The organism is Mangrovimicrobium sediminis (assembly GCF_004745945.1).
GTDB classification, from domain to species: Bacteria; Pseudomonadota; Gammaproteobacteria; order Pseudomonadales; family Halieaceae; genus Mangrovimicrobium; species Mangrovimicrobium sediminis.
This window is the reverse complement of sequence record NZ_SRLE01000017.1, coordinates 113,971-133,815: the sequence shown is the minus strand read 5'-3', so window position 1 is coordinate 133,815 and position 19,845 is coordinate 113,971. Positions and strand designations below refer to the sequence as shown.

The 19,845-nt window shown below is 67.1% G+C and carries 21 protein-coding genes; 9 read left to right on the top strand and 12 right to left on the bottom strand.

All coding sequences use genetic code 11. The annotated features are described in order from the left end of the window. The 5 genes from E4634_RS20595 to E4634_RS20575 form a co-directional block, all read right to left on the bottom strand. A partial coding sequence (locus tag E4634_RS20595) for a TPM domain-containing protein (RefSeq protein ID WP_135446565.1) occupies positions 1 to 834 on the bottom strand: 834 nt, incomplete at its 3' end. A gap of 19 nt (positions 835 to 853) precedes the next feature. Beyond that, positions 854 to 1,453, bottom strand: coding sequence for a LemA family protein (locus tag E4634_RS20590; protein WP_135446564.1), 600 nt, complete (start codon positions 1,451 to 1,453; stop codon positions 854 to 856). Positions 1,454 to 1,535: 82 nt separating this feature from the next. After that, positions 1,536 to 2,513: an NADPH:quinone oxidoreductase family protein gene (locus E4634_RS20585; RefSeq protein ID WP_135446563.1), complete on the bottom strand. Its 978-nt coding sequence runs from the start codon at positions 2,511 to 2,513 to the stop codon at positions 1,536 to 1,538. Next, complete coding sequence (locus E4634_RS20580) at positions 2,510 to 2,986, bottom strand: MarR family winged helix-turn-helix transcriptional regulator (protein ID WP_135446562.1); 477 nt, start codon at positions 2,984 to 2,986, stop codon at positions 2,510 to 2,512. Before E4634_RS20580 ends, E4634_RS20585 begins: the two co-directional genes overlap by 4 nt. Further along, on the bottom strand, positions 2,983 to 3,843 hold the full coding sequence (locus E4634_RS20575) for a phytanoyl-CoA dioxygenase family protein (protein WP_135446561.1): 861 nt from the start codon (positions 3,841 to 3,843) through the stop codon (positions 2,983 to 2,985). The genes E4634_RS20580 and E4634_RS20575 overlap by 4 nt, the downstream gene beginning before the upstream one ends. Positions 3,844 to 3,921: 78 nt before the next feature. Between E4634_RS20575 and E4634_RS20570 the strand changes: the two genes are divergently transcribed. Beyond that, positions 3,922 to 4,698, top strand: coding sequence for an enoyl-CoA hydratase-related protein (locus E4634_RS20570; RefSeq protein WP_135446560.1), 777 nt, complete (start codon positions 3,922 to 3,924; stop codon positions 4,696 to 4,698). A 127-nt stretch (positions 4,699 to 4,825) separates the two neighbouring features. Next, entirely contained in the window at positions 4,826 to 6,160 is a 1,335-nt protein-coding gene (locus tag E4634_RS20565) for a DEAD/DEAH box helicase (protein ID WP_135446573.1), read from the top strand. A 29-nt stretch (positions 6,161 to 6,189) separates the two neighbouring features. Here E4634_RS20565 and E4634_RS20560 read toward each other — a convergent pair whose 3' ends face one another. The 3 genes from E4634_RS20560 to E4634_RS21585 all read right to left on the bottom strand — a co-directional run bounded on the left by E4634_RS20560 (position 6,190) and on the right by E4634_RS21585 (position 7,831). Beyond that, on the bottom strand, positions 6,190 to 6,828 hold the full coding sequence (locus E4634_RS20560; protein WP_135446559.1) for a hypothetical protein: 639 nt from the start codon (positions 6,826 to 6,828) through the stop codon (positions 6,190 to 6,192). Next, entirely contained in the window at positions 6,825 to 7,202 is a 378-nt protein-coding gene (locus tag E4634_RS20555) for a cupin domain-containing protein (RefSeq protein ID WP_135446558.1), read from the bottom strand. Before E4634_RS20555 ends, E4634_RS20560 begins: the two co-directional genes overlap by 4 nt. Before the next feature lie 101 nt (positions 7,203 to 7,303). Continuing rightward, on the bottom strand, positions 7,304 to 7,831 hold the full coding sequence (locus E4634_RS21585; RefSeq protein ID WP_167855012.1) for a DUF1993 domain-containing protein: 528 nt from the start codon (positions 7,829 to 7,831) through the stop codon (positions 7,304 to 7,306). 142 nt (positions 7,832 to 7,973) lie between these two features. Between E4634_RS21585 and E4634_RS20545 the strand changes: the two genes are divergently transcribed. From E4634_RS20545 to E4634_RS20520, 7 genes are all read left to right on the top strand, one after another. Further along, positions 7,974 to 9,005, top strand: coding sequence for an aldo/keto reductase (locus E4634_RS20545; RefSeq protein ID WP_135446556.1), 1,032 nt, complete (start codon positions 7,974 to 7,976; stop codon positions 9,003 to 9,005). A 141-nt stretch (positions 9,006 to 9,146) separates the two neighbouring features. Beyond that, the gene (locus E4634_RS20540; protein WP_135446555.1) at positions 9,147 to 10,877 is read left to right on the top strand and encodes a WS/DGAT/MGAT family O-acyltransferase; all 1,731 of its coding nucleotides are present in this window, start codon (positions 9,147 to 9,149) and stop codon (positions 10,875 to 10,877) included. A 42-nt stretch (positions 10,878 to 10,919) separates the two neighbouring features. After that, entirely contained in the window at positions 10,920 to 12,200 is a 1,281-nt protein-coding gene (locus tag E4634_RS20535) for an MFS transporter (RefSeq protein ID WP_135446554.1), read from the top strand. A gap of 1 nt (position 12,201) precedes the next feature. Then, the gene (locus E4634_RS20530; protein WP_135446553.1) at positions 12,202 to 13,029 is read left to right on the top strand and encodes a mechanosensitive ion channel domain-containing protein; all 828 of its coding nucleotides are present in this window, start codon (positions 12,202 to 12,204) and stop codon (positions 13,027 to 13,029) included. Further along, a complete protein-coding gene (locus E4634_RS21580; RefSeq protein WP_167855011.1) occupies positions 13,019 to 13,825 on the top strand; it encodes a hypothetical protein in 807 nt (268 codons plus the stop codon). The genes E4634_RS20530 and E4634_RS21580 overlap by 11 nt, the downstream gene beginning before the upstream one ends. Beyond that, on the top strand, positions 13,822 to 15,108 hold the full coding sequence (locus E4634_RS20525) for a magnesium transporter (RefSeq protein ID WP_167855010.1): 1,287 nt from the start codon (positions 13,822 to 13,824) through the stop codon (positions 15,106 to 15,108). Before E4634_RS21580 ends, E4634_RS20525 begins: the two co-directional genes overlap by 4 nt. Before the next feature lie 40 nt (positions 15,109 to 15,148). After that, the gene (locus E4634_RS20520) at positions 15,149 to 16,729 is read left to right on the top strand and encodes a Na/Pi cotransporter family protein (RefSeq protein ID WP_135446551.1); all 1,581 of its coding nucleotides are present in this window, start codon (positions 15,149 to 15,151) and stop codon (positions 16,727 to 16,729) included. Positions 16,730 to 16,747: 18 nt separating this feature from the next. Here E4634_RS20520 and E4634_RS20515 read toward each other — a convergent pair whose 3' ends face one another. From E4634_RS20515 to E4634_RS20500, 4 genes are all read right to left on the bottom strand, one after another. Further along, positions 16,748 to 17,350, bottom strand: coding sequence for a hypothetical protein (locus E4634_RS20515; RefSeq protein ID WP_135446550.1), 603 nt, complete (start codon positions 17,348 to 17,350; stop codon positions 16,748 to 16,750). Between the two features lie 117 nt (positions 17,351 to 17,467). Further along, positions 17,468 to 18,328 (bottom strand): delta-class carbonic anhydrase, encoded by an 861-nt coding sequence (locus E4634_RS20510; RefSeq protein WP_135446549.1) that lies wholly within the window; start codon positions 18,326 to 18,328, stop codon positions 17,468 to 17,470. Positions 18,329 to 18,539: 211 nt separating this feature from the next. After that, entirely contained in the window at positions 18,540 to 19,040 is a 501-nt protein-coding gene (locus E4634_RS20505) for a hypothetical protein (protein WP_135446548.1), read from the bottom strand. Then, complete coding sequence (locus E4634_RS20500; RefSeq protein ID WP_135446547.1) at positions 19,037 to 19,804, bottom strand: hypothetical protein; 768 nt, start codon at positions 19,802 to 19,804, stop codon at positions 19,037 to 19,039. Before E4634_RS20500 ends, E4634_RS20505 begins: the two co-directional genes overlap by 4 nt. Positions 19,805 to 19,845: the final 41 nt, after the last annotated feature.

Genomic DNA, 19,845 nt, shown 5'->3' with positions numbered 1-19,845 from the left:
GGCTTCGGCGGTGCCGCCGAATCCGCCGGCACCGCCGAAGCCCCCGCCGCCGCCAAAACCACCGCCGAAGCCGCCGCGATCCGACCAGCTGTTGCTGCGCCCGCCGCCGGCGAGCAGCGTAAACAGGAAGCCGAAAAAGGCCACCGCAAGGGCGAACATGACAATGCCCACCATGATGTAGGCGACGATGCCGAGCAGGGCACCGGTGGCCAGGCCCCCCGGCAGGCGGCCGAGGAAGGCGCGCAGGGCGCCGCCGGCGAACAGGGCGACGAACACCAGTACCGGGAAGGTGTCGGCGAGGCCGTCCCCGGAGTCGCCTTTGCGCGCACCGCGCTTGGGTGGCGGCAGGTTTTCACCGCGCACCAGTTTGCCGATGGCCTCGGTACCGGCCGCGATGCCGCCGGCGATGTCGCCGCCGCGGAAGTACGGCGCGACGATGTCCTCGATAATCTGCTTGGCCCGCGCGTCGGGGATTGCGCCCTCCAGGCCGTAACCCACTTCGATGCGCATGCGCCGGTCCTCGATAGCGACCAGGAACAGCACGCCGTCATCGAATTTTTCGCGGCCCAGCTGCCACTTGTCGACCACGCGGATGGCGAAGGCGGCGATGTCCTCGGGCTGCGTGGTCGGCACCAGCAGCACCGCGACCTGGCTGCCGGTATCGCGCTCCAGTTGCGCCAGGGCCTGCTCCAGTGACGTGGCCTGGGACGTGTCCAGGGTGCCGGTGAGGTCGGTGACCCGCGCCTTGAGCGTGGGGACAGGCTGGGTTGCCGCGTGCGTCGCCGGCCAGGCCAGGCACAGCCAGGCCAGTATGAGCAGTCGCAGCAGCGGCATGTGGACTCAGCCGTCGGGGTCAGTTGCCGCCCCCGAAATTGACCTCCGGCGGTTTGGCGATTTCCGCCTCGTTCTCCACGTTGAAGTTGGGTTTTACCTCGAAGCCGAAGACCATGGCGGTGAGGTTGGTGGGGAAGGAACGCGCCAGCGTGTTGTACTCGCGCACCGCGTCGATGTAGCGGTTGCGCGCCACGGTGATGCGATTCTCCGTGCCCTCGAGCTGCGCCTGCAGGTCGCGGAAGTTGGCGTCGGATTTCAGCTCCGGGTAGCGCTCGACGGTGACCAGAAGGCGCGACAGCGCGCTGCTCAGCTGGCCCTGGGCCTGCTGGAACTGCTGCATGGCGGCCGGGTCGTTGATCATCTCCGGCGTCACCTGGATCGAGCTGACCTTCGAGCGCGCCTCGGTTACGCCGACCAACACGTCGCGCTCCTGCTTGGCGAAGGCTTCCACCGTGCGCACCAGGTTGGGAATCAGGTCGGCCCGCCGCTGGTACTGGTTGATCACCTCGGACCAGTCGGCCTTGATCTGCTCGTCGCCGGCGGTCAGGCGGTTGTAGCCACAGCCGCTGAGCGTGAAGCACAGTAGAAGCAGGGTAAAAAGCGGGAGGGTGCGGGTCATGCTGGAGTCCTTGCGCGGGCGGCCCGGGCCGCGGTCGCAAGCAGTGTAGACCGGGCGTCCGGGGCGCTCAACCGGGCCCGGCTCAGTCCATGGTCAAAACCAGGCGGCCGATAGTGCGGCCCTCGCTGACCAGGTACATGGCCTCGGCGAACGAGGCCAGCGGCAGGCTGCGCTCGATCACCGGCAGCAGCTTGCCCTGCGCGCCGAGCCGCAGCACTTGCTTGACCTGCGCCTGCCCGTGTTCCGGCTGGTGCACCGCCACCGCCTGCAGGTTTACGCCGATCAGCGACGCGTCCTTGAGCAGCGGCAGGTTGGTGGGCAGTTGCGCGATACCCGCGGCGAAGCCGACAACAAGATGCCGGCCCCGGTAGCCGAGACTGCGGAAGGCGCGCTCGGTGTACTCGCCGCCCACGGGGTCGAACACCACGTCGACGGCCTTGGCCTGGCTGGCGGTGGCCACGTCATGCCGCCAGTTGTCCGAGAGGGTGTCGACGACGGCATGGGCGCCGCATTCCTCGGCCAGGGCGCGCTTTTCAGCGCTGGAGGCGGAGGCGATGACCCGCGCGCCCAGTTCGCGGCCGAGTTGTACCGCCGCGGTGCCGGTGCCGCCGCCGGCACCGAGGACCAGCAGGGTCTCGCCCGGCGCGATCTGCGCGCGGTCGACCAGCGCGTGCCAGGCGGTGAGTGCGCTGATCTTGAACACGGCACCCTGATTGAAGCTCATGCTCTCGGGCATCGGGCACAGCGCCTTTGCTTCCACGTTGATAACGTCGGCCATCGCGCCACCCCAGGCGGTGCCGAGGACCCCTTGGCCGGGCTCCAGTGTCGACACGCCCTCGCCCAGGGCTTCCACGACGCCGCTGAACTCGCTGCCCGGGATAAAGGGCAGCCCGGTGCGGCCCTGGTACTTGCCGGTGGCGTTGAGTACATCGACAAAGCTGACACCCGCCGCGCGTATCGCGACACGTACCTGGCCCGGGCCGGGCGGACCGGGGTCGTAGTCGCGCAGCGAGTAGGTTTCCGGCGGGCCGAGCTCGTCGGCCATGACCGCGCGGGTCATGCTTCGTCCGCCTCCTGGGTTTCGCGCGCGAAGGCCTCCAGGGCCCGGCGCAGCTCGCGCAGTTCGCGCGCCAGCCGGGTGCACTCCTCGGCGTCTGCCGCGTACTGCAGGAAGGTGTTGGCGATATCCAGGGCGACGTCGTCGGTGGTCTCCTTCAGCGCCCGGCCGCGGTCGGTCACGCCGAGTAGCGGCGCCCGCTTGTGATCCGGGTTGGGCAGGCGCTCGAGCAGGCCATCGGCAGCCAGCTCGTTGACCACGCGCTGGATCACCTGTCGCGGGTGGCCGAGGCTGCGGCCGATCTGCGGCACGGTGGGCGGTGAGTCCGCCTCGTAGACGGCGTTCAGGACCAGGTCGCCCATGCGCTTGAGGCCACTGTATGACTGCACCGGCTCGAACAGGCTCGTGAAGCGACCCTGCAGGCGCGAGACCTCGTCGACCAGCTGGATCAGCGGGCTGGACTTGACCCGGCTCACGCGGACCACCCCACCGGGAAGGCGGTCGGGTAGTCGCCGACCCGTGAATCGAAGGGCACCTCGACCCGGTTGATCTCCGCCAGGGTGGGAATGGCGTTGTCCGGCGGCGCGATGTAGCGCAGCTCGGGGCCGCCCCACATGCTGGTATAGGCGCGCCGCGGGGCGGGATGCCCGCTTGCGCCACCCGCCGCGTGCAGCATGTTGCCGTTGAACACCAGGGCGTCACCGGGCTCGACGTCCCAGCTCAGGATGTCGTAGCGCTCCGGGTGGCTGGCGATATCGGGCACCCGCGGGCCGCGCTCGCCACCGCCATGCATGGTCAGCATCTTGCCTTCGTTTATTTTGCGCACATTGCCTCCATCGCTGATGTTGGGATCGAAGATGATACCCCAGCGATGCGAGCCGCGGATGATTTGCAAGGTGAGTTCCCGGGGCGAGAAGTCCGCGCTGACCCAGACGCGGATCATGTCGTCGCCGCGCACCCGCAGATAGGGCGTGTCCTGGTGCCAGGGGGTGGGGATCACCCGGCCGCCGCGCTTGTAGAAGACCTGGTCCAGGATCAGCTGCGCCGAGGGCGCGCGCAGCATGCGTGCGGCGATCTCGGGGATGCTGCCCAGCTCCAGCAGGCGCCGCAGGCTCGGGCTGCCCAGGCTGGGGAAGGATTCCATGAAGGTTTCGCCCTCGCCCTGGGGGTCGCTGGCGCGCGTCGAGCGCCGCCCCGGGTTGTGGTAGGACTCTTCGAGGCCCTCTTCCAGCAGTGCGCGTTCCACGGTGTTGAGTACACCCTTGAGCAGTACCGCGCCGTCGCGGTGGTACTGCGCGATCTGCTGGTCAGTCAGCGGTACGCGGGGAGTCATGGGATTCTCCTCTTATTTGACACGATAGTGTCAATATGAAAAATTCTTGTCAACACATCTCTAACGACGTTCCAACGCATGTCCAGGGTGCTCACCGAAGTCTCCGATGCGGTCTGCCGCATCACCCTCAACGACCCGCGGGCGCTCAACGCCCTGTGCGCTGACATGTCCGCGGAATTGCTCGAGGCGGTGACCGCCGTTGCCGACCCGGCGTGCGGAGTGCGCTGCCTGCTGCTGACCGGTGCCGGTCGCGCCTTCTGCGCCGGCGGCAGCCTGGACCTGATCGCGGGTGCCGGGGACGGCAGCGGTCTCTCGCTGGGCACCCATCATCACCGCGTGATCCGCATGCTGGCCGAGCTGCACTGCCCGGTGCTCACCGCCGTCAATGGTCCCGCCGCCGGACTTGGTTTTTCCTATGCACTGGCTGGTGACATGGTGGTGGCGGCGCGCTCGGCGTATTTCCTCGGCGCTTTCAGCAACGTCGGGGTGTCGCCGGACGGTGGCCTGAGCTGGTTGCTGCCACGCCTGATCGGCACCGCACGGGCGCGTGAGGTGCTGCTTCTCGGCCAGCGCCTGGGCGCGGAGCAGGCGCTGGACTGGGGCCTGGTCAACCGCGTCTACGACGACGCGACCTTCGCCGATGAGGCCCTGGCCCTGGCACAGCAACTCGCTGCCGGGCCGACCCGGGCGCTGGGCGAGATGCGCCGCCTGCTGCAGCGCGCCTGGCAGCAGGACCTCGCCGCACAGCTCGACGAGGAGGAGCGTGTGCAGGCCGAACTGTTCGGGAGCGCGGACGCCCGGGAGGGCGCCCGGGCCCTGGTGGAGAAGCGGTCGCCGCGTTTTCGCGGGCACTGAGCGCGCCGCGAAAGGGTAATATTTACTGGAGTGGGTAGGAGCGTTGGGCTATAGTCGGCCCAGCGTATTCGTATGCCTCCCCCTGTATTTCCCGCTCTACCCACCTTCAGGATTCTTAATGCAAGCATTGCAATTCCCGGACCTCGGTCTGCGGCGCGAACTGTTGGACGCCGTTGCTGCCGAGGGCTACACGCAGCCCACGCCGATCCAGGCCCAGGCCATTCCCGCCGTACTGGAGGGCCGCGACCTCATGGGCGCCGCCCAGACCGGCACCGGCAAGACCGCCGGCTTCACCCTGCCCCTGCTGCAGCGCCTGGCGGATGGCCAGCGCGCCGCTCCGCGCAAGGTGCGCGCACTGGTGCTCACGCCAACCCGTGAACTCGCCGCCCAGGTAGGCGAGAGCGTGACCACCTACGGCCAGCACCTGCCCCTGCGTTGCTCCGTGGTGTTCGGCGGTGTTGGCATTACCCCGCAGATCAAGGCCCTGGAGCGCGGCGTCGACGTGCTGGTGGCGACCCCCGGCCGGTTGCTCGACCTGCACGGGCAGCGCGCGGTGGATTTCAGCAAGCTGGAAATCCTGGTGCTGGACGAGGCCGACCGCATGCTCGACATGGGCTTCATCCACGACATCCGGCGCATCCTCAAGCTACTGCCGGCACAGCGCCAGAACCTGCTGTTCTCGGCCACCTTCTCGGACGAGATCCGTGCCCTGGCCAAGGGCCTGGTACACGACCCGCTGGAAGTCGACGTGGCCCCGCGCAACACCACGGTTGAGCTGGTGCGCCAGCAGATTCACCCGGTGGACAAGTCGCGCAAGCCGAAACTGTTGATCCACCTGGTCAAGACCCACAACTGGCACCAGGTGCTGGTATTCACGCGCACCAAGCACGGCGCCAACCGGCTGGCGACGCAACTGGACAAGGCCGGCATTCCCGCCGCCGCGATCCACGGCAACAAGAGCCAGAACGCCCGCACCCGTGCGCTGGAAGACTTCAAGGCCAACCGCATCCAGGTGCTGGTGGCGACGGACATCGCCGCGCGCGGTATCGACATCGACCAGCTGCCGCATGTGATCAACCTGGACCTGCCCAACGTGCCCGAGGATTACGTGCACCGTATCGGTCGCACCGGTCGCGCCGGTGCCAGCGGTGAGGCGGTGTCGCTGGTCAGTGCCGACGAGGCCGACCAACTGCGTGCTATCGAACGCCTGACCAACCAGCAGATTCCGCGCTCGGTGATCGAGGGCTTCGAACCGGAGCATGCACTCCCCGCCTCCAAACCTGCGGGCCAGCCACGCAAGGCGCAGAACCAGCGCAGTGAGCCGCGTTCCGATCAGCGTAACGGGCAGCGCAACGGCCAACGCAATACGGCCCCGCGCGCTGACGGTGATGCGCCCGCGCGCCGCCGGCGTCGCCGTGGTGGTCGCGGTCGCGGACCGAGCCAGGCCGCCTCCGCCGGCTGATCAGCCCGGCCCGGCTCCGGCGCTAACCGCTAGGAGCCGGCTTTCCACACCGGAATATTGAGCGCCGCGGCCAGTTGCGCCGCGGCGTCCTCGATGTCTGCCTGTTTGCCGTGATCCATGATGTTGATGCGCTCGCCATCGGCGAACACGAAGTTCAACTCGTAGCTGAGGTACTGTGCCCTGCGCCCGCGGCTCGCGGTAGAGGAGACGCTTTCGCTGAGTAGTTGGATGGCGTGGACGTCGTACAGGCTGCCCTGGCGTTCGCGGTCCGGACTCGCCGGGGCAGAGAAATCCCGTTTGCCGCGAAAGTACACGCCGCTCGAGGTGTCGATGGTCAGCGGCTTTTGCGAGAGCAGTAGCAGTGCGCCCGCGCCGCCGAACAGGGTGCCCCACACGGCAAAGAAGAACGCCGTGCCGTACTCGCCCTCCCAGGCGAACCAGGGAACGCCGCCGAGCACGGCGCCGATACCCGGCAGCAGGAACACCAGTCCGAACAGGATGAAGCCGCGCGTACCGCGCACCACGAAACTGCCGCCCTCGCGGAGTAACTTCTGGGTTTTGAAATTCGCGCCGCCGGGTTTCGCCGCCTCCCAGCTGGTCCTGTTGGCGACCGGGTCGTCCACCGGGGCCAGGCGGCCGTTCGCGTGCAGGCGCTGAATCGAGCTCAAGCGTCGCCCTCGCCGAGGTCCTCGTAGGCCTCGGGCCGGAAGCGCGGCGAGCAGATGGCCAGGAAGATGAGGTGCTCGCCGCCGATATTGGTAATGCGCTGGCGTTCCAGTGGCGGGATCAGCACCACGTCACCGGGGCCGACTTCTGTCGCCGGCAGGTCGCCGACCTCCATCAGGCCAGCGCCGCTCAGGATCACATAGCGCTCGGCGGTATCGCGCAGGCGGTGCCAGCGGGTGGTGACACCCGGTTCCACCCGCGCGCGGGCGATGGAGACATCCGGGTCCCCTTCGATGTTCGACAGCTCGGTGATGAAACACCGTTCCTCGGTGTAAAACTCCTTGCCCAGGTCCTGCCGCCTGATCTCTGCGCGCATGTGTGTTCTCCGTTGCTGCCTTCAATCCAGGCCGTTTTGCCACGCGGTGTGCGACAGCGGTAATTCCGCTGCCGCCCGCCCGTCTTGCTCCGCCGCGGGCATCAGCCCGGTTGTACGCGCAGCGCGCCGAGGAAGTCGATCTTGCCGATCTCCACGCCCCGCGCGCGCAGGATGTCGTAGGCGGTGGTGGCGTGGAAGAACAGGTTGGGCTGGGCGAAGGAGAGCAGGAAGTTCTGCGCGGTGAAGTCGAACTTGTAGCTGCCCGCGGCGAAGGGCACGATGCGCTCGGCGCAGTTTTCGAGCTCGTCTTCGTCAACCGCGGCCAGGTATTCCAGCGCCTCGTCCACGGTGGCCTTGAGGCCGGCGAAGTCGGTGGCCAGCGGGTCGTCGGGCGGGGAGAAGGTGCCGCCCTCCATCAGCGTCTGCAGTGCGCGCGCGGTGTGGGTACGTACGGATTTGATCTGGAAGGCGAAGGTCCACATGTCCTCGATCAGTCGTGCTTCGACCAGGCTCTCGGGTGGCACACCGTGCTCGGCGCAATGGGCCTCGGCCTTGTCGAGAATCTGCCGGGTGGCACCGGCGATCTGGATAAACGTGGGGACGGTAGCCTGGTACAGGGTGAGTGACATGGTTGATCCTCGATGACGTGGATGACGGGGCGCAGCGCGCGGCCGGCGCAGCAACGGCCGGATTATTAAAGCACAGCCCGCTTGCACCGCGCCGCCCCGGGTGGTGACAATACCGCGCGACAACCGACGTGGAGAATAAGACATGCAGTACCGCAAGCTGGGCCGCTCCGGCCTCCTGGTGTCCGAATTGTGCCTGGGCACCAATACCTTCGGCGGCGCCGAACTGGAATTCTGGAAGGAGCTGGGCGGTCTCGACCAGGCGGCGGTGAACGCGGTCATCGCCCGCGCGGTGGAGGGCGGCATCAACTTTCTCGACACCGCCGACGGCTACGCCGCGGGGCAGTCCGAAACCATGATCGGCCAGGCGCTGCGCGATCTCGCCATCGACCGCGCAGACCTGGTCATCGCCACCAAGGGCGGCATGCCGCTGGGCGCCAGCCCGAACTGCGGCGGCGCCTCGCGCAAGCACCTGATGACCGCCTGTGAGAACAGCCTGCGCCGCCTGGGTACGGACTACATCGACGTCTACCTGCTGCACATGTTCGACCCGGTGACGCCGCTGGAAGAGACCCTGCGGGCGATGGACGACCTGGTGCGCGACGGCAAGATCCGCTACGCGGGCTGTTCCAACTTCTTCGCCTGGGAGGTGATGAAATCCCTGGGTATCTCCGAGCGCGAACACCTGGTGCGCTTCGAGGTGGTGCAGAACCACTGGTCCATCGCCTCGCGCGGCCTGGAGCGGGAGATGCTGCCGCTGGCGCAGTCCGAGCAGGTCGGCATCATGGCCTGGGCGCCGCTGCTCGGCGGTGTTCTCACCGGCAAGTACCGGCGCGACGGTTCGGCCACGGATTCCGGCCGGCGCGGCGGCAAGGTGGCGCCGATGCTGGGCCACGATCGCGTCCACGATATTGTCGACGCGATGCGCGAGATCGCCCTCGGTCACTCGGTGAGCGCGGCCGAAATCGCCCTGGCTTTCCTGCTGCGCCAGCGCGGCACCACCAGCGTGATCACCGGGGCCACGCGTCCGGAGCAGGTGGCGGCCAACCTGCAGGCCGCGGAGCTGACGCTCTCCGATGGCGAATACGCACTGCTCGACGAACTCAGCGCCCTGACCCCGGACTACGGCACCGCGGCGGTAGCGCCGGCGCGCGAGGGGCGAGCCCAGTACCTGTAGCGCACGGCGCGTTGCCAGCTGCGCGGTATTTTTGCGCGGGATTGACCTGGGTCAGCGGTGCTCCCTTGCCTGTGGGATGCTGGGTGTCTATGCTCTGGAAGTTGCGGTTTCTCCCGAATAAAAAGTGGATTTCCTTTGCCGATGAAACGTATTGGCCTGATTGACGACGCCTTCCTGCGCGTCGAAAGCCGCCGCGAGCCCCTGCACATTGGCTCCCTGACGCTCTACCAACCGCCGAAGGGGGCCGCCGCAGATTTCACTGCAAAACTCGCCGCCCACCTGCGCGAATGCATCCACCCCGAGCCGCCGTTCAACCGCCTGCTGGTGGAGCGCATGGGCATGCACTACTGGGAAGAGGCCGAGGACTTCGACCTGTCCAACCACTTCGTGCACACCGCGCTGCCCAAACCCGGACGCATACGCGAGCTGCTGGCGCTGGTGTCGCGGGTGCATTGCGCGCACCTCGACCGCGCCTACCCGATGTGGCGCATGTACCTGATCGAGGGGCTGGAGGACGGCCGCGTGGCCATGTACTTCAAGATCCACCACGCGCTGGTCGACGGTGTGGCGGGTATGCGCCTGATGCTCAAGTCCATGGCCACCACGCCGGAGGCCTCGGTGGGTATGCCGGCGCCCTGGGAGGTCACCACGATCAAGTCGAATTCGCGCCCGCTGCCTGTACCCAACCCGTTCAGCGGCGGCATATCCGCCGTACGCACCCTGGCGCGCGAAGGCCTGCACTCGGCCCTGCCGGTGGCGCGGGAGATCGCCGATACGGTCTACGACCTGTTCAAGAAAAACGGCAACCTGGCCCTGGCGGGGCAGGCGCCGGTGTCGGTGTTCAACGAAAAGGTCAGCGCGACGCGGCGCTTCGCCGCCCAGTCCTATTCCACGGCGCGCATGCGCGCGGTGGCCGAGGCCTACGGCGCAACGCTCAACGACGTGGTGCTGGCGATGTGCGCCGGTGCGCTGCGCAAGTACCTGCAACAGATGGACAGGCTGCCGGAAATTTCCCTGAATGCCGCGGTGCCGGTCTCGGTGCGCCGCCACGACGACCAGGCCGGCAACGAGGTGGCCTTCGCCATTACCTGGCTGGCCACCGATATCGACGACCCCGGCGAGCGCCTGCGCGCGATCAAGGCCGGCATGGATTACAACAAGGATCGCATCCAGCGGCTGTCTTCCGGGCAGTACATGACCTACGCCGCCGCCATGCTGTTGCCTGGCACCTTCAAGACCCTGTTGCGCCTGGCCCCGGACAAGACCCTGGGCAACGTCATCATCTCCCACGTGCCGGGGCCGCGGCGCACCATGTACTGGCAGGGCATGCGCCTGTGCGGCATCTACCCGGTGTCGGTGATCATCGACCACGGCGCGCTCAACATCACTGTGGTCAGCCGCGACGAGGCGGTGGACTTCGGCCTGATCGCCTGTCGCAAGACTGTGCCGCAGATGCAGCGACTGCTCGACTACCTGGAGGATGCGCTGGGCGACCTGGAGGCCACGGTGCGGCGCCAGGGCAGGGCGCGTACACGGGCTGCCTCGGCCACCGGCGCGAACGCCGCGCGCAAGCAGGCCGCGGGCAAGACCCGGGCGAAGGCCAAAAAGAAGGCAGGTGCCAGAAAGAAAGCCGCTGTTAAGAAAGCGCCCGCCAGGAAGGCAGCGGCGAAGAAAGCTGTGGCGAAGACAGCCCCGGTGAAGAAAGCCCCAGTGAAGAAAGCTGTGGCAAAGAAAACCCCGGTAAAGAAAGCGTCGGCAGCGCGGTCGCGGGCGGCCAACGTGACCCAGGCGGCAAAGGCGGGCAAAGCCCCCGCGCGCAAACGCTCCGCCCCGCGCGCCGCCCGTCCCAAGCTGGCCGCACCGGCGTCCTGACGGCGGCGCAATGCCAGCAACCGGCGGTAACCTGAGGTAGCCATGAGCGCACTGCGCGTCGTTCTCTCCCTGCTGTTGTCCACGGTCCTGCTGATCGTGGGCCACGGCATGCAGCTGACCCTGCTGCCCCTGCGTGCAGCGGCTAACGGCATGCCGGAGTTGCTGATCGGCCTGACCGCGTCGGCCTACTTCGCCGGCTTTGTGGTCGGCTGCGTGGTGGTGCCGCGGATCATCGCCCGGGTCGGACATATCCGCTGTTTTGCTGTGCTCGGCGCGGTCATGATCAGCACCCTTCTCAGCCTGGAAATGCTCGACGCCTGGGTGAACTGGCTGCTGTTGCGCTTTCTTACCGGGGTGGCGATCAGCGGCCTGTACACTGTGATCGAAAGCTGGCTCAACAGCCAGGCCTCGGCGCAGACCCGCGGCCTGATCCTGGCCACCTACACCTTCCTCACCCTGTCGGCGATGGCCCTGGGCCAGTTGTTGATCAACGTCGGGCCGGTGGAGAGTGCAACCCCGTTTACCCTGGCGGCGCTGTTCATGGCACTGGGCATCATCCCCGTCGGGCTTACCCGGCGCATGGCCCCGGCGCCGGTGTCCGCCACCCGGGTCAGCTTCCGCAAACTCTACAATCGCTCCCACTCAGCCTTCGCCGGGGCGCTGCTCTCCGGACTGGTGGTGGGCAGCTTCTGGTCCCTCGGCGCGGTGTTTGCCGACAGCGACGGCCAGGGGCAGATGGCGGTGACCGCCTTCATGACCGCAGCCATTGTCGGCGGTGCCCTGTGCCAGTACCCGATCGGCTGGCTCTCCGATCGCCGCGACCGGCGCCAGATCCTGGTGCTGCTCACCCTGTGCAGCGCGCTGTCCTCCGCGGCGGTCGCGCTCGGTGACGGACAGGTGTGGTTCCTGCTTGCCGTGCTGTTGTTCGGCGCCTTTTCCATGCCGATCTATGCTGTGTCGCTGGCCACCGCGGCGGATGTCTCCAGCAGCGACGAGTTCGTCGAGATCGGCACCTCGGTGCTCCTGCTCAATGGCCTGGGTGCCATTTTCGCGCCGATCCTGCTCGGCCAGTTGATGACAGTGTGGGGAGGGAGCGCGTTATTCTGGTCATTCACCGTGCTGTGCCTGGCCTTCTCGGTACTGTTCGCCGTGCTGTTGCGCCAGCCGCGGGCCATCGAGGCCAGCGACCAGACACACTTCAAGGCGGTGGCCTCGGAAGTCGCGCCGGCCAGTTTCGAGCTGGACCCGCGCGGCGAGGAACACGCGGCGGCGTCGCCGACCGGTGAAGACTACACTGTGGATACGCCTGACGACCCGGACTGACATGAACGCCGATATGCTCAATGAACACCCCGAACTGCTGGCGATTCTCATCGCCATTGCCGGTTTCGTGGTCGCCGCGCTGTTTGCGCGCCTCGCCGAGCGCTGGCTGACCGCCCTCGAGGCCTACCTGCGGCGGCGGGCGCGCAACCGGCTCGAGCATATCGACCTGCGCATGCTGCGCCAGTCCCTGCGCGCCGGCGTGTACTACGGCACCCTGGTGATCTTCCTGCTGCTCTCGCTCAAGGCGCTGAGCATCTCGGTGGTCAAGGAGTGGCTGGACGCCCTGCTGCAATACATCCCGCAGCTGATCTTCGGCGGTTTCATCATTCTCTCCGGCTACCTGCTGGGGGTGGTGGTGCGCAGCCTGGTCGCGGGCCTGATGGGGTTGTCCAGCGACCACTTGGTGCCGCGCTTCGCCCAGTTACTGGTCATCATCGCCGCGGTGCTCACCGGCCTGGCGCAGACCTCCATCGATATCAGTTTCCTGTCTAACGTGATCGTCATCCTGCTCGGCTTCTTCTTCGGCGGGCTGTCCCTGGCCTTCGCACTGGGCAGCCGGCAGCTGGTGGAAAACCTGCTGGCGCGGCGCGCGCTGGACCGCTACCGCATCGGTGACGTGGTGCGCATCAACGGTGTCGAGGGGCGCATCATCGAACTGCTCAGCACCGCCGTGGTGCTCGAGTCCAGCGACGGTATCGCCACCGTGCCCACTTCGCGCTTCGCCGACTCAGAGGTGCTGCTGGTGCGCGAGGCCGGTACCGAAACAGGTAAAGAGACTGGTAAAGAGTCCACTACTGCGCCCGGCGGGGAGAGCACCGATGCTGGATGACCCGCTGGTCCTGGAGTTCACCGCCGCACGGCCGGAGGAAGTCGCGGTACTGCTGGCCAACCGCGAACTCGGTGAACTCGCCCCCTTCATCGCCGACCTGCCCGCCGCCAGCGCCGCCGCCCTGTGTGCGCGCCTGCCGAGCTGGAAACTGACCGGGCTGCTCGGCGTGCTGGACGCGGCGCTGGTCGGCCGCCTGTTGGTCGCCGCGCAGGCGGACGACGCCGTGGCGCTGGTCTCCCACCTGCACGAGTCGCGGTACCCGGGCGTGTTGCAGACCGTGGCGGAGAGCGAGCGCGGCCCGATCTACCAGTTGCTGGAGTTTCCCGGGCATACCCTGGCGGCGCTGGTCAGCCCGGATTTCATCCGCGTCGGCGCCGAAGTCCTGTGCCGGGATTTCTGTGAGCAGCTGTCCGACGCCAGCGATACCCGGCCGCGGCCGGTGCTGGTAGTGGACGCGCAGGGCCGTTACCAGGGCATGCTGCGCCTGCGCGCGGCCTATGCGCGGCTCAACCGGGCGCGCCCGGTGGGGCAGGTGGCCGACACCCTGGAGCCGCTCAGCGGCCTGACCGATGCCGCTACCGCGCTGCGCTCGCGGCAGTGGGCCGAGTTTGCCGAGATGCCCGTGGTAGACAGCCGCCACCGGATTCTCGGCGTGGTCAATCGCGGCATGCTGGAGCGCGTCGCTGGCGAGAGCCGTCCGGGCGAGTTCAGCCTGGAAAAAGTGGTCACCGAACTCGCCGGCGGTTACCTCTCGACCTGTGGGCGGGTGCTGGAATCGCTGCTGGGGCGCCCGTGAACCTGGTCGACGAGCTGCGTGAATACTATGTGCGGGAATTCCCGGCGGAGGCGGCGCGCGTCCTGGAGCGCCGCGACAGCGCCGCCGAGCGGGTGGAAGTACTTTCCGCGGAGGCGGCGACCCGCCTGCTGGAACACGCCGACCCCGGACGCCTCACCGACCTGTTCCTGTCGCTGGAACCCGACCGCCGCGCCCGCGTGCTGCAGCTGGCGAGCCTGCGCACGGCGCTGCTCATCCTGCGCTCGCTGGCGCCGGAGGAGCGCGCCACCGAACTCGAGGCGCTGCCGGGCCGTATCCGCACCGAGTTCGAGGAGCTGCTGGACTACCCGGAGCGCACCGCGGGCCGTTTCATGGACCGCCTGCGCTCGCGCTACCGCCGCGAGCAGAGCGTCGGCGAAGCGCTCTCGGAACTGCGCCGTTCCCACTCCCAGCGCGTGCGCTCACTGTACCTGGTGGACACCGAGGATACCCTGGTCGGGCGCGTCGACCTGCAGGACATGGCCCTGGCGGAACCGGAGACGCCGATGGCCGACCTGCTGCACCCGGTGGAGGCGGTGGCCCAGCTCAGTGCCACCGAGGAGGACCTGGTGGCGCTGTTCGACAGCTCGCGCTCGGACTCCATCCCGGTGGTGGACGACGAGGGCAAACTGCTCGGCATCATCCGTTACACCAACCTGTTCCAGGCCGCCGAGGAAGCGGCGACCGCCGACATCCAGCGCATGGTCGGTGCCAGCGCCGATGAGCGCGCGCTGTCGCCGCCGTTGTTCGCGGTCAAGCGCCGCCTGGTGTGGCTGCACATCAACCTGCTCACCGCCTTCCTCGCCGCCGCCGTGGTCGGCCTGTTCGAGTCGACCATCGCCCAGTTCACCGCCCTGGCCATCCTGCTGCCGGTGGTGGCGGGGCAGTCCGGCAACGCCGGCTCCCAGGCGCTGGCGGTGACCATGCGCGGCCTGGCCCTGCGCGAGGTCAGCACCCTGCAGTGGCGCACGGTGCTCAACAAGGAACTGCAGATCGGCCTGATCAACGGCACTGCGCTGGCGCTGACCTGCGGACTGGGGGTGTGGGTGTGGAGCCAGTCCGCCGGGCTGGCCCTGGTCATCGCCATCGCCATGGTCACCGCCATGGTCATGGCGGGGATTGCCGGGGCGCTGGTGCCGATGGTGCTGGCGCGCCTGGGCCAGGACCCGGCCACCGCCTCGTCGATCATCCTCACCACGGTCACCGACGTGGCCGGCTTTCTCTCCTTCCTCGGCACCGCCACGCTGCTCTCCGGCCTGTTGTAAACTGCGCGCAACAGGACAGCGTAGACGGGGCTGAGCGGGGATGGAGTCGATTCACGTGATCATGGCGGGGATGACAGCGATCATCCTGTTCGTCTTCGGGCTGGAAAACTTTTCCGCCGAAATCCAGCGCATCTCCGGCGAGCGCTTTCGCAAGTTCCTCGCCCGCGCCACCCGGGTGCCGCTGGTGGGTGTGCTGATCGGCGCCGTGGTCACCGCCGTCATCCAGTCCAGTTCCGCCACCTCGGTGATCGCCATCGGCCTGGTGAATGCTGGTGTGCTGTCCTTTCGCAACAGCGTGGGAATTATTTTTGGCAGCAATGTCGGCACCACGGTGACGGCGCAGCTGGTGGCCTTCAAGCTCACCGCCTTTGCCCCGGTGCTGATCATCATCGGCTTCGTGTTGTCGCTGCTGCGCTGGCGGGTGTCGATCTTCGGCAAGTCGATCTTCTATTTCGGCTTCGTGTTCTTCAGCCTCAACCTGATCTCCTCCGCGCTGGCGCCGCTGCAGCAGGAGCCGGCCTTCGTGAACTACCTGTTGCAGCCGCAGAACCCCCTGCTGGCGGTGCTGGTGGGCTGCCTGTTTACGGCGCTGGTGCAGTCCAGTTCGGTGACCACGGGGCTCGCGATTATCTTCGCCCAGCAGGGCCTGCTCAGCCTGGAAAACGCGGTGCCCTTGATCATGGGTGCCAATATCGGCACTACCGCCACGGCGATGCTGGCGATGATCAATATGGACCTGGCGGCGAAGAAGACCGCGCTCAGCCACCTGCTGTTCAACGTCGGCGGCGTGGTGCTGTTCTTTCCCCTGTTGCTGCTGTTCGGCGACCACCTGGCCGAGGTGGACATGGCCCCGGCGGTGGCGCTGGCGAATATCCACCTGATCTTCAACCTCGTTACCAGCGTGCTGTTCATCGCCTTCATCAACCCGTTCACGCGCCTGATCGAGCGCCTGATGGGGGAGGGCAAGATGGATTTCGAGCGCCTGGCGATACCGGTGTTCGACAGCAACTCGGAGTTTGTGCGCGTGCGCGATGACCTCGAGCGCAACGCCGCGGCACTGCTCGGGTTCCTCGAGGAGAACTACAACCAGGTGACCCTGAGTATCGAGTCCAACTACCGCGGCATTACCGAGGCCGCCGGCCGGCGGCTGGAATACATCGCCTTCCTCGAGCGCGAGTACCTGGCCTATTTTTCACATGCGGTAGCCAGCGTTACCGATGCGGCGGAGTCGCGGCAGCTGCTGGCGCTGATTACCCGCTACGACTACCTGTTCCAGATCCACGACTCGATCGAGGACCTGTTCAACACGCGGCGCATGATGAGCAGTCATTACATCGAGCTAAAGAGTGACATCCTGCGCATGATTCACGAGTTGTCCGGCGCTACTCTGTCGCTGTTCGACGAGATTCACCGCGCCATGCTCGAGGGTCGCGAGCCGCAAACGTCGGAACGTGCGAAGGCCCTGCATCTGCAACTGGAGGACGTCAACCGCGACCTGCTCGCGCTGCTGGCACACCCGGAGCGGCGCGATGCCGGTGCATTGTCCAACTTCGTCACCTACTCGCGGCGGCTGATCGACAAGCTGCTCAATTTTGCCCGGCAGGGGGTGGCGCCGCCCTGAGTGCGGAAGCCGGGTGGCTCAGTGCATCCGTTCGCTGCTTGATAGCGCAATACCCAGGCCGCGCAGGCGGCTTTCCGCCAGCGGGTCGCCGGTGTCCAGCCAGTGCTGGTAGAGCGCGATGATGTCCTCGGTGCCCATGTGCCGGTCCTGCGTGCAGGCGCTGGCGACCATCTCCAGCATGCGCGTGAACATATGCGATAACTCGGCGAAGATATGCCGGTTGCGCCGCGCGTTGTCCGCGAGATAGTCGTAGGCGCTGCCGCCCATGCCCGCCACGTAGTCCTGCTGGATGCCGCGGCGCGTGAAGCGCTCGGGGAACAGGGCGCCGAGGAACAGGGCCATGTCGCCCAGCTGTTGCAGGATGAGGCAGCGTTCGTGCTCGTTGCGCGCTTCCAGGGCGTCGCCGTAGAGCAGGGCCAGGGGCCGCAGGCCGTACTGGCCGTTGTCGTAGGCGAACAGGTGATCGGTGCGGCCGAAGCGCTCGAGCATGCTGCCGATGTACCAGCAGGTGTCCTCGTGCGGCGGCGGCCGCAAGCGCCTGGCGTATTCAGACAGTCGCTGCTTGAAGTACAGCGACAGAGAAGTCTCGGTTATGGGTTCCTGAATGTAATCGTCTTGCATTCACACCTCCCCGGGCATAGGTCAACTATATGACAAACCCGGTGTGGCTCGTCAACGCGTATCTGCGCAAAACGGCAGGGCGGCAGCCGTTGGCCGCGCCCTGCCGTGCGCCGCGTCTCATTCGATGCTCGACAACAACTCCGGGTTGGTCACCAGGTTGCGCACGCCGTGGGCGTGATCTTCGGCGAAATCGTTGCCCTGGCACCATTTGCCCACGCTGGCGATGTTGAGTTCGGTCACCGCCGGGGCCACGCGCCAGGTCACCTGGTAGGGTGAACCTTTTTCGTTGTAGCCGGGGCCGGTGGTCGAGCCCGCATATTCAACCGCCTTGTCCCCGGCTGTGGGCATGTTCAGCGCCTGGTACAGGCGCTTGCGCTTGCCGTAGCCGGCGACTTCGGCGAAGTCGGGCGCGCTGTCGTCGTTGACCAGCACGAAGACCCTGGCCTCCACGCGCAGTTGCGGGTTGTTGATCGCCTCGTTGACGCAGGCGCCGAGGGTGGCGCCGGGTTTCACATCTGCTGTGGAGTGCACGAAGTGCACCTCGATGGTGTCGCCCGGGGCCAGGCCGCCGTGCTCGCTGGGGCAGATCTCGGTGTCTACCGCCGCCAGCTTGGCGGCGGGCAATTCGCCCGAGAACACGTAGCCGCTGCCATAGCCGAAGCCATCGCCATCACCGGCGTAGGTCGAGAACTCGCCGCCGCGATGCTCCGCGTTCTTGTGGAAATGAATGTTGCACAGGTTCATTTCATCCGCGGGGGGAGCGTTGTTGAACGCGCGTTTGTTGAGGCCGGCGTGGGCGTCGATATCACGCGGTGACTGCGGGCCGTAGCCTTTGCCACGGGTGTTTTCGGCCAGGGTGTGGCGCTGCTGTTCCAGCGTCGCGTGGCCGGCGTCGGCGTGGTGGGAAGTCTCTCCGGCCCAGGCGGAAACGGTGGCCAGGGCGGTCAGGGTTACCAGTGGGATCAATCGAATATTCATGGGTTCCTCGTCCGTTCTTTCGCTGTCTTCACGCGCCCGTGCCACGTTGGCAGCGCGCGCCACCCGCGGTAGCCGGGTAACCCGGGTATCGGCCAAAAGGGTGGCGACTTTACCCGGCGTGGGGGTGTGCTGACGTGGCACGGGGCAACTGACGTGTTGCGGGGCAGCCGCGGAGCGGCTGGCGGGGGGGGCTTGCGGGCCGGGTGTGGGTTTAGCCGTGGCGTGTCAGGCCGGTGAAGCGCATGCGCGGTACCACGCTGTGGGACGAGTACAGCTCTTCGATCCAGACTTCGATATAGCCGCCTGTTTTGCTCATGCTGCTGTACACGCGATAGAACTCACCGGGGTTGGCGGTGAGCTCCACGTAGGCCGTGCCGCAGTAGGTCCAGAAGCCCGCCTCGCAGACCTGTATTTTAACCGTGTGCTGGCCCGGCTCGATACGCAGGACGGCGAGGTCCCCGCCGTCGGGAGCGGCACCCTCGATACGCAGGCGCTGGGGTGGTGCCCGGCTGTCGTCGATACGTGCCACGGCGACCACGCTGGCGTCGCTGTCATTGACCGTGGACAGCAGCTGGCGGTCGTCGACGAGAAAGGCGTCGCCCGGCTGGGGGTGGTAGCTTTGCATACTGGCGCAAGCTCCGAGCAGGGCCACGGCCAGGTACACGAGGCGCCGTCGCCCGGCGCGGTGCGAGCTTTGCAGTTCGCCGCTCACGGGACCTGCACCGGGGCAGCATGCTCGTCGATGTAATGCGACATGTCCGCGGCGAGTTGGGTGACGCTGTGGCTGATGAAGTCGTCGAAGCGCCGACCGCCCAGCGCCAACCATTCATCCACCGGGGCGGACTCCGATTTCGCCTGGAAGTCCTCCTTGCCCAGGTGCATCTCGCCGGCGGCATCCTGCCAGGAGACCAGCAGCATGGCCTTCACATGCAGGTGCATGCGGTTGTCGTCGTCGCCGTCGATCTCGATCAGGGTGATGATCGGCGACACCTGGATTGGCGCGGTTTCCGCGGGCAGCTGCCGCGTTGCGGGCACCTCGCCCAGCAATTGTTCGAACATTTCCTGCTGCAGGTCCCGGTGCTGGTTGAGCGCGGCCAATTGACGGCTGATGCGTTCAGCCTGCTCGCTGGTGAAGTCTCCCTGGACACCGCCGTAGACCATGCCGCCGACACCGCCAACGATCAGCCCCATGCCGCCCAGGGCGGGGGAGCAGATCCAGAAGAACGGGCCGCAGACCAGGCCCAGGGCGGAGCCAGCGAGCATGCCCGAGCCGCCGCCGACCTCGGCACCTTCGATCACGCTCTCTTCTGTGCTCTTGACCCGTTGCAGGGCGGTTAACTCGGAAGACCTGACCACCGCCACCTGGCTCAAGCGGCCGACCGGTTCGTAGTCCTGCTGCGGCCGCGAGGCGCAGGCGGTGAGGCACAGGGCCAGGTAGAGAGCCGCCAGCCTGGCGGCGATGGGGTGCTTTTGCATGTTGCCTGCCCCGGGTGGCTGATGCCGCCTGTTATGCTTTG

Coding starts and splice junctions, on each gene's coding strand:
- E4634_RS20535 (WP_135446554.1), top strand. CDS start 10,920: ATGAGCGCACTGCGCGTCGTTCTCTCCCTGCTGTTGTCCACGGTCCTG.
- E4634_RS20590 (WP_135446564.1), bottom strand. CDS start 1,453: ATGACCCGCACCCTCCCGCTTTTTACCCTGCTTCTACTGTGCTTCACG.
- E4634_RS20510 (WP_135446549.1), bottom strand. CDS start 18,328: ATGAATATTCGATTGATCCCACTGGTAACCCTGACCGCCCTGGCCACC.
- E4634_RS20585 (WP_135446563.1), bottom strand. CDS start 2,513: ATGACCCGCGCGGTCATGGCCGACGAGCTCGGCCCGCCGGAAACCTAC.
- E4634_RS20575 (WP_135446561.1), bottom strand. CDS start 3,843: ATGACTCCCCGCGTACCGCTGACTGACCAGCAGATCGCGCAGTACCAC.
- E4634_RS20500 (WP_135446547.1), bottom strand. CDS start 19,804: ATGCAAAAGCACCCCATCGCCGCCAGGCTGGCGGCTCTCTACCTGGCC.
- E4634_RS20520 (WP_135446551.1), top strand. CDS start 15,149: ATGGAGTCGATTCACGTGATCATGGCGGGGATGACAGCGATCATCCTG.
- E4634_RS20530 (WP_135446553.1), top strand. CDS start 12,202: ATGAACGCCGATATGCTCAATGAACACCCCGAACTGCTGGCGATTCTC.
- E4634_RS21585 (WP_167855012.1), bottom strand. CDS start 7,831: ATGTCACTCACCCTGTACCAGGCTACCGTCCCCACGTTTATCCAGATC.
- E4634_RS20515 (WP_135446550.1), bottom strand. CDS start 17,350: ATGCAAGACGATTACATTCAGGAACCCATAACCGAGACTTCTCTGTCG.
- E4634_RS21580 (WP_167855011.1), top strand. CDS start 13,019: ATGCTGGATGACCCGCTGGTCCTGGAGTTCACCGCCGCACGGCCGGAG.
- E4634_RS20545 (WP_135446556.1), top strand. CDS start 7,974: ATGCAGTACCGCAAGCTGGGCCGCTCCGGCCTCCTGGTGTCCGAATTG.
- E4634_RS20555 (WP_135446558.1), bottom strand. CDS start 7,202: ATGCGCGCAGAGATCAGGCGGCAGGACCTGGGCAAGGAGTTTTACACC.
- E4634_RS20540 (WP_135446555.1), top strand. CDS start 9,147: ATGAAACGTATTGGCCTGATTGACGACGCCTTCCTGCGCGTCGAAAGC.
- E4634_RS20570 (WP_135446560.1), top strand. CDS start 3,922: ATGTCCAGGGTGCTCACCGAAGTCTCCGATGCGGTCTGCCGCATCACC.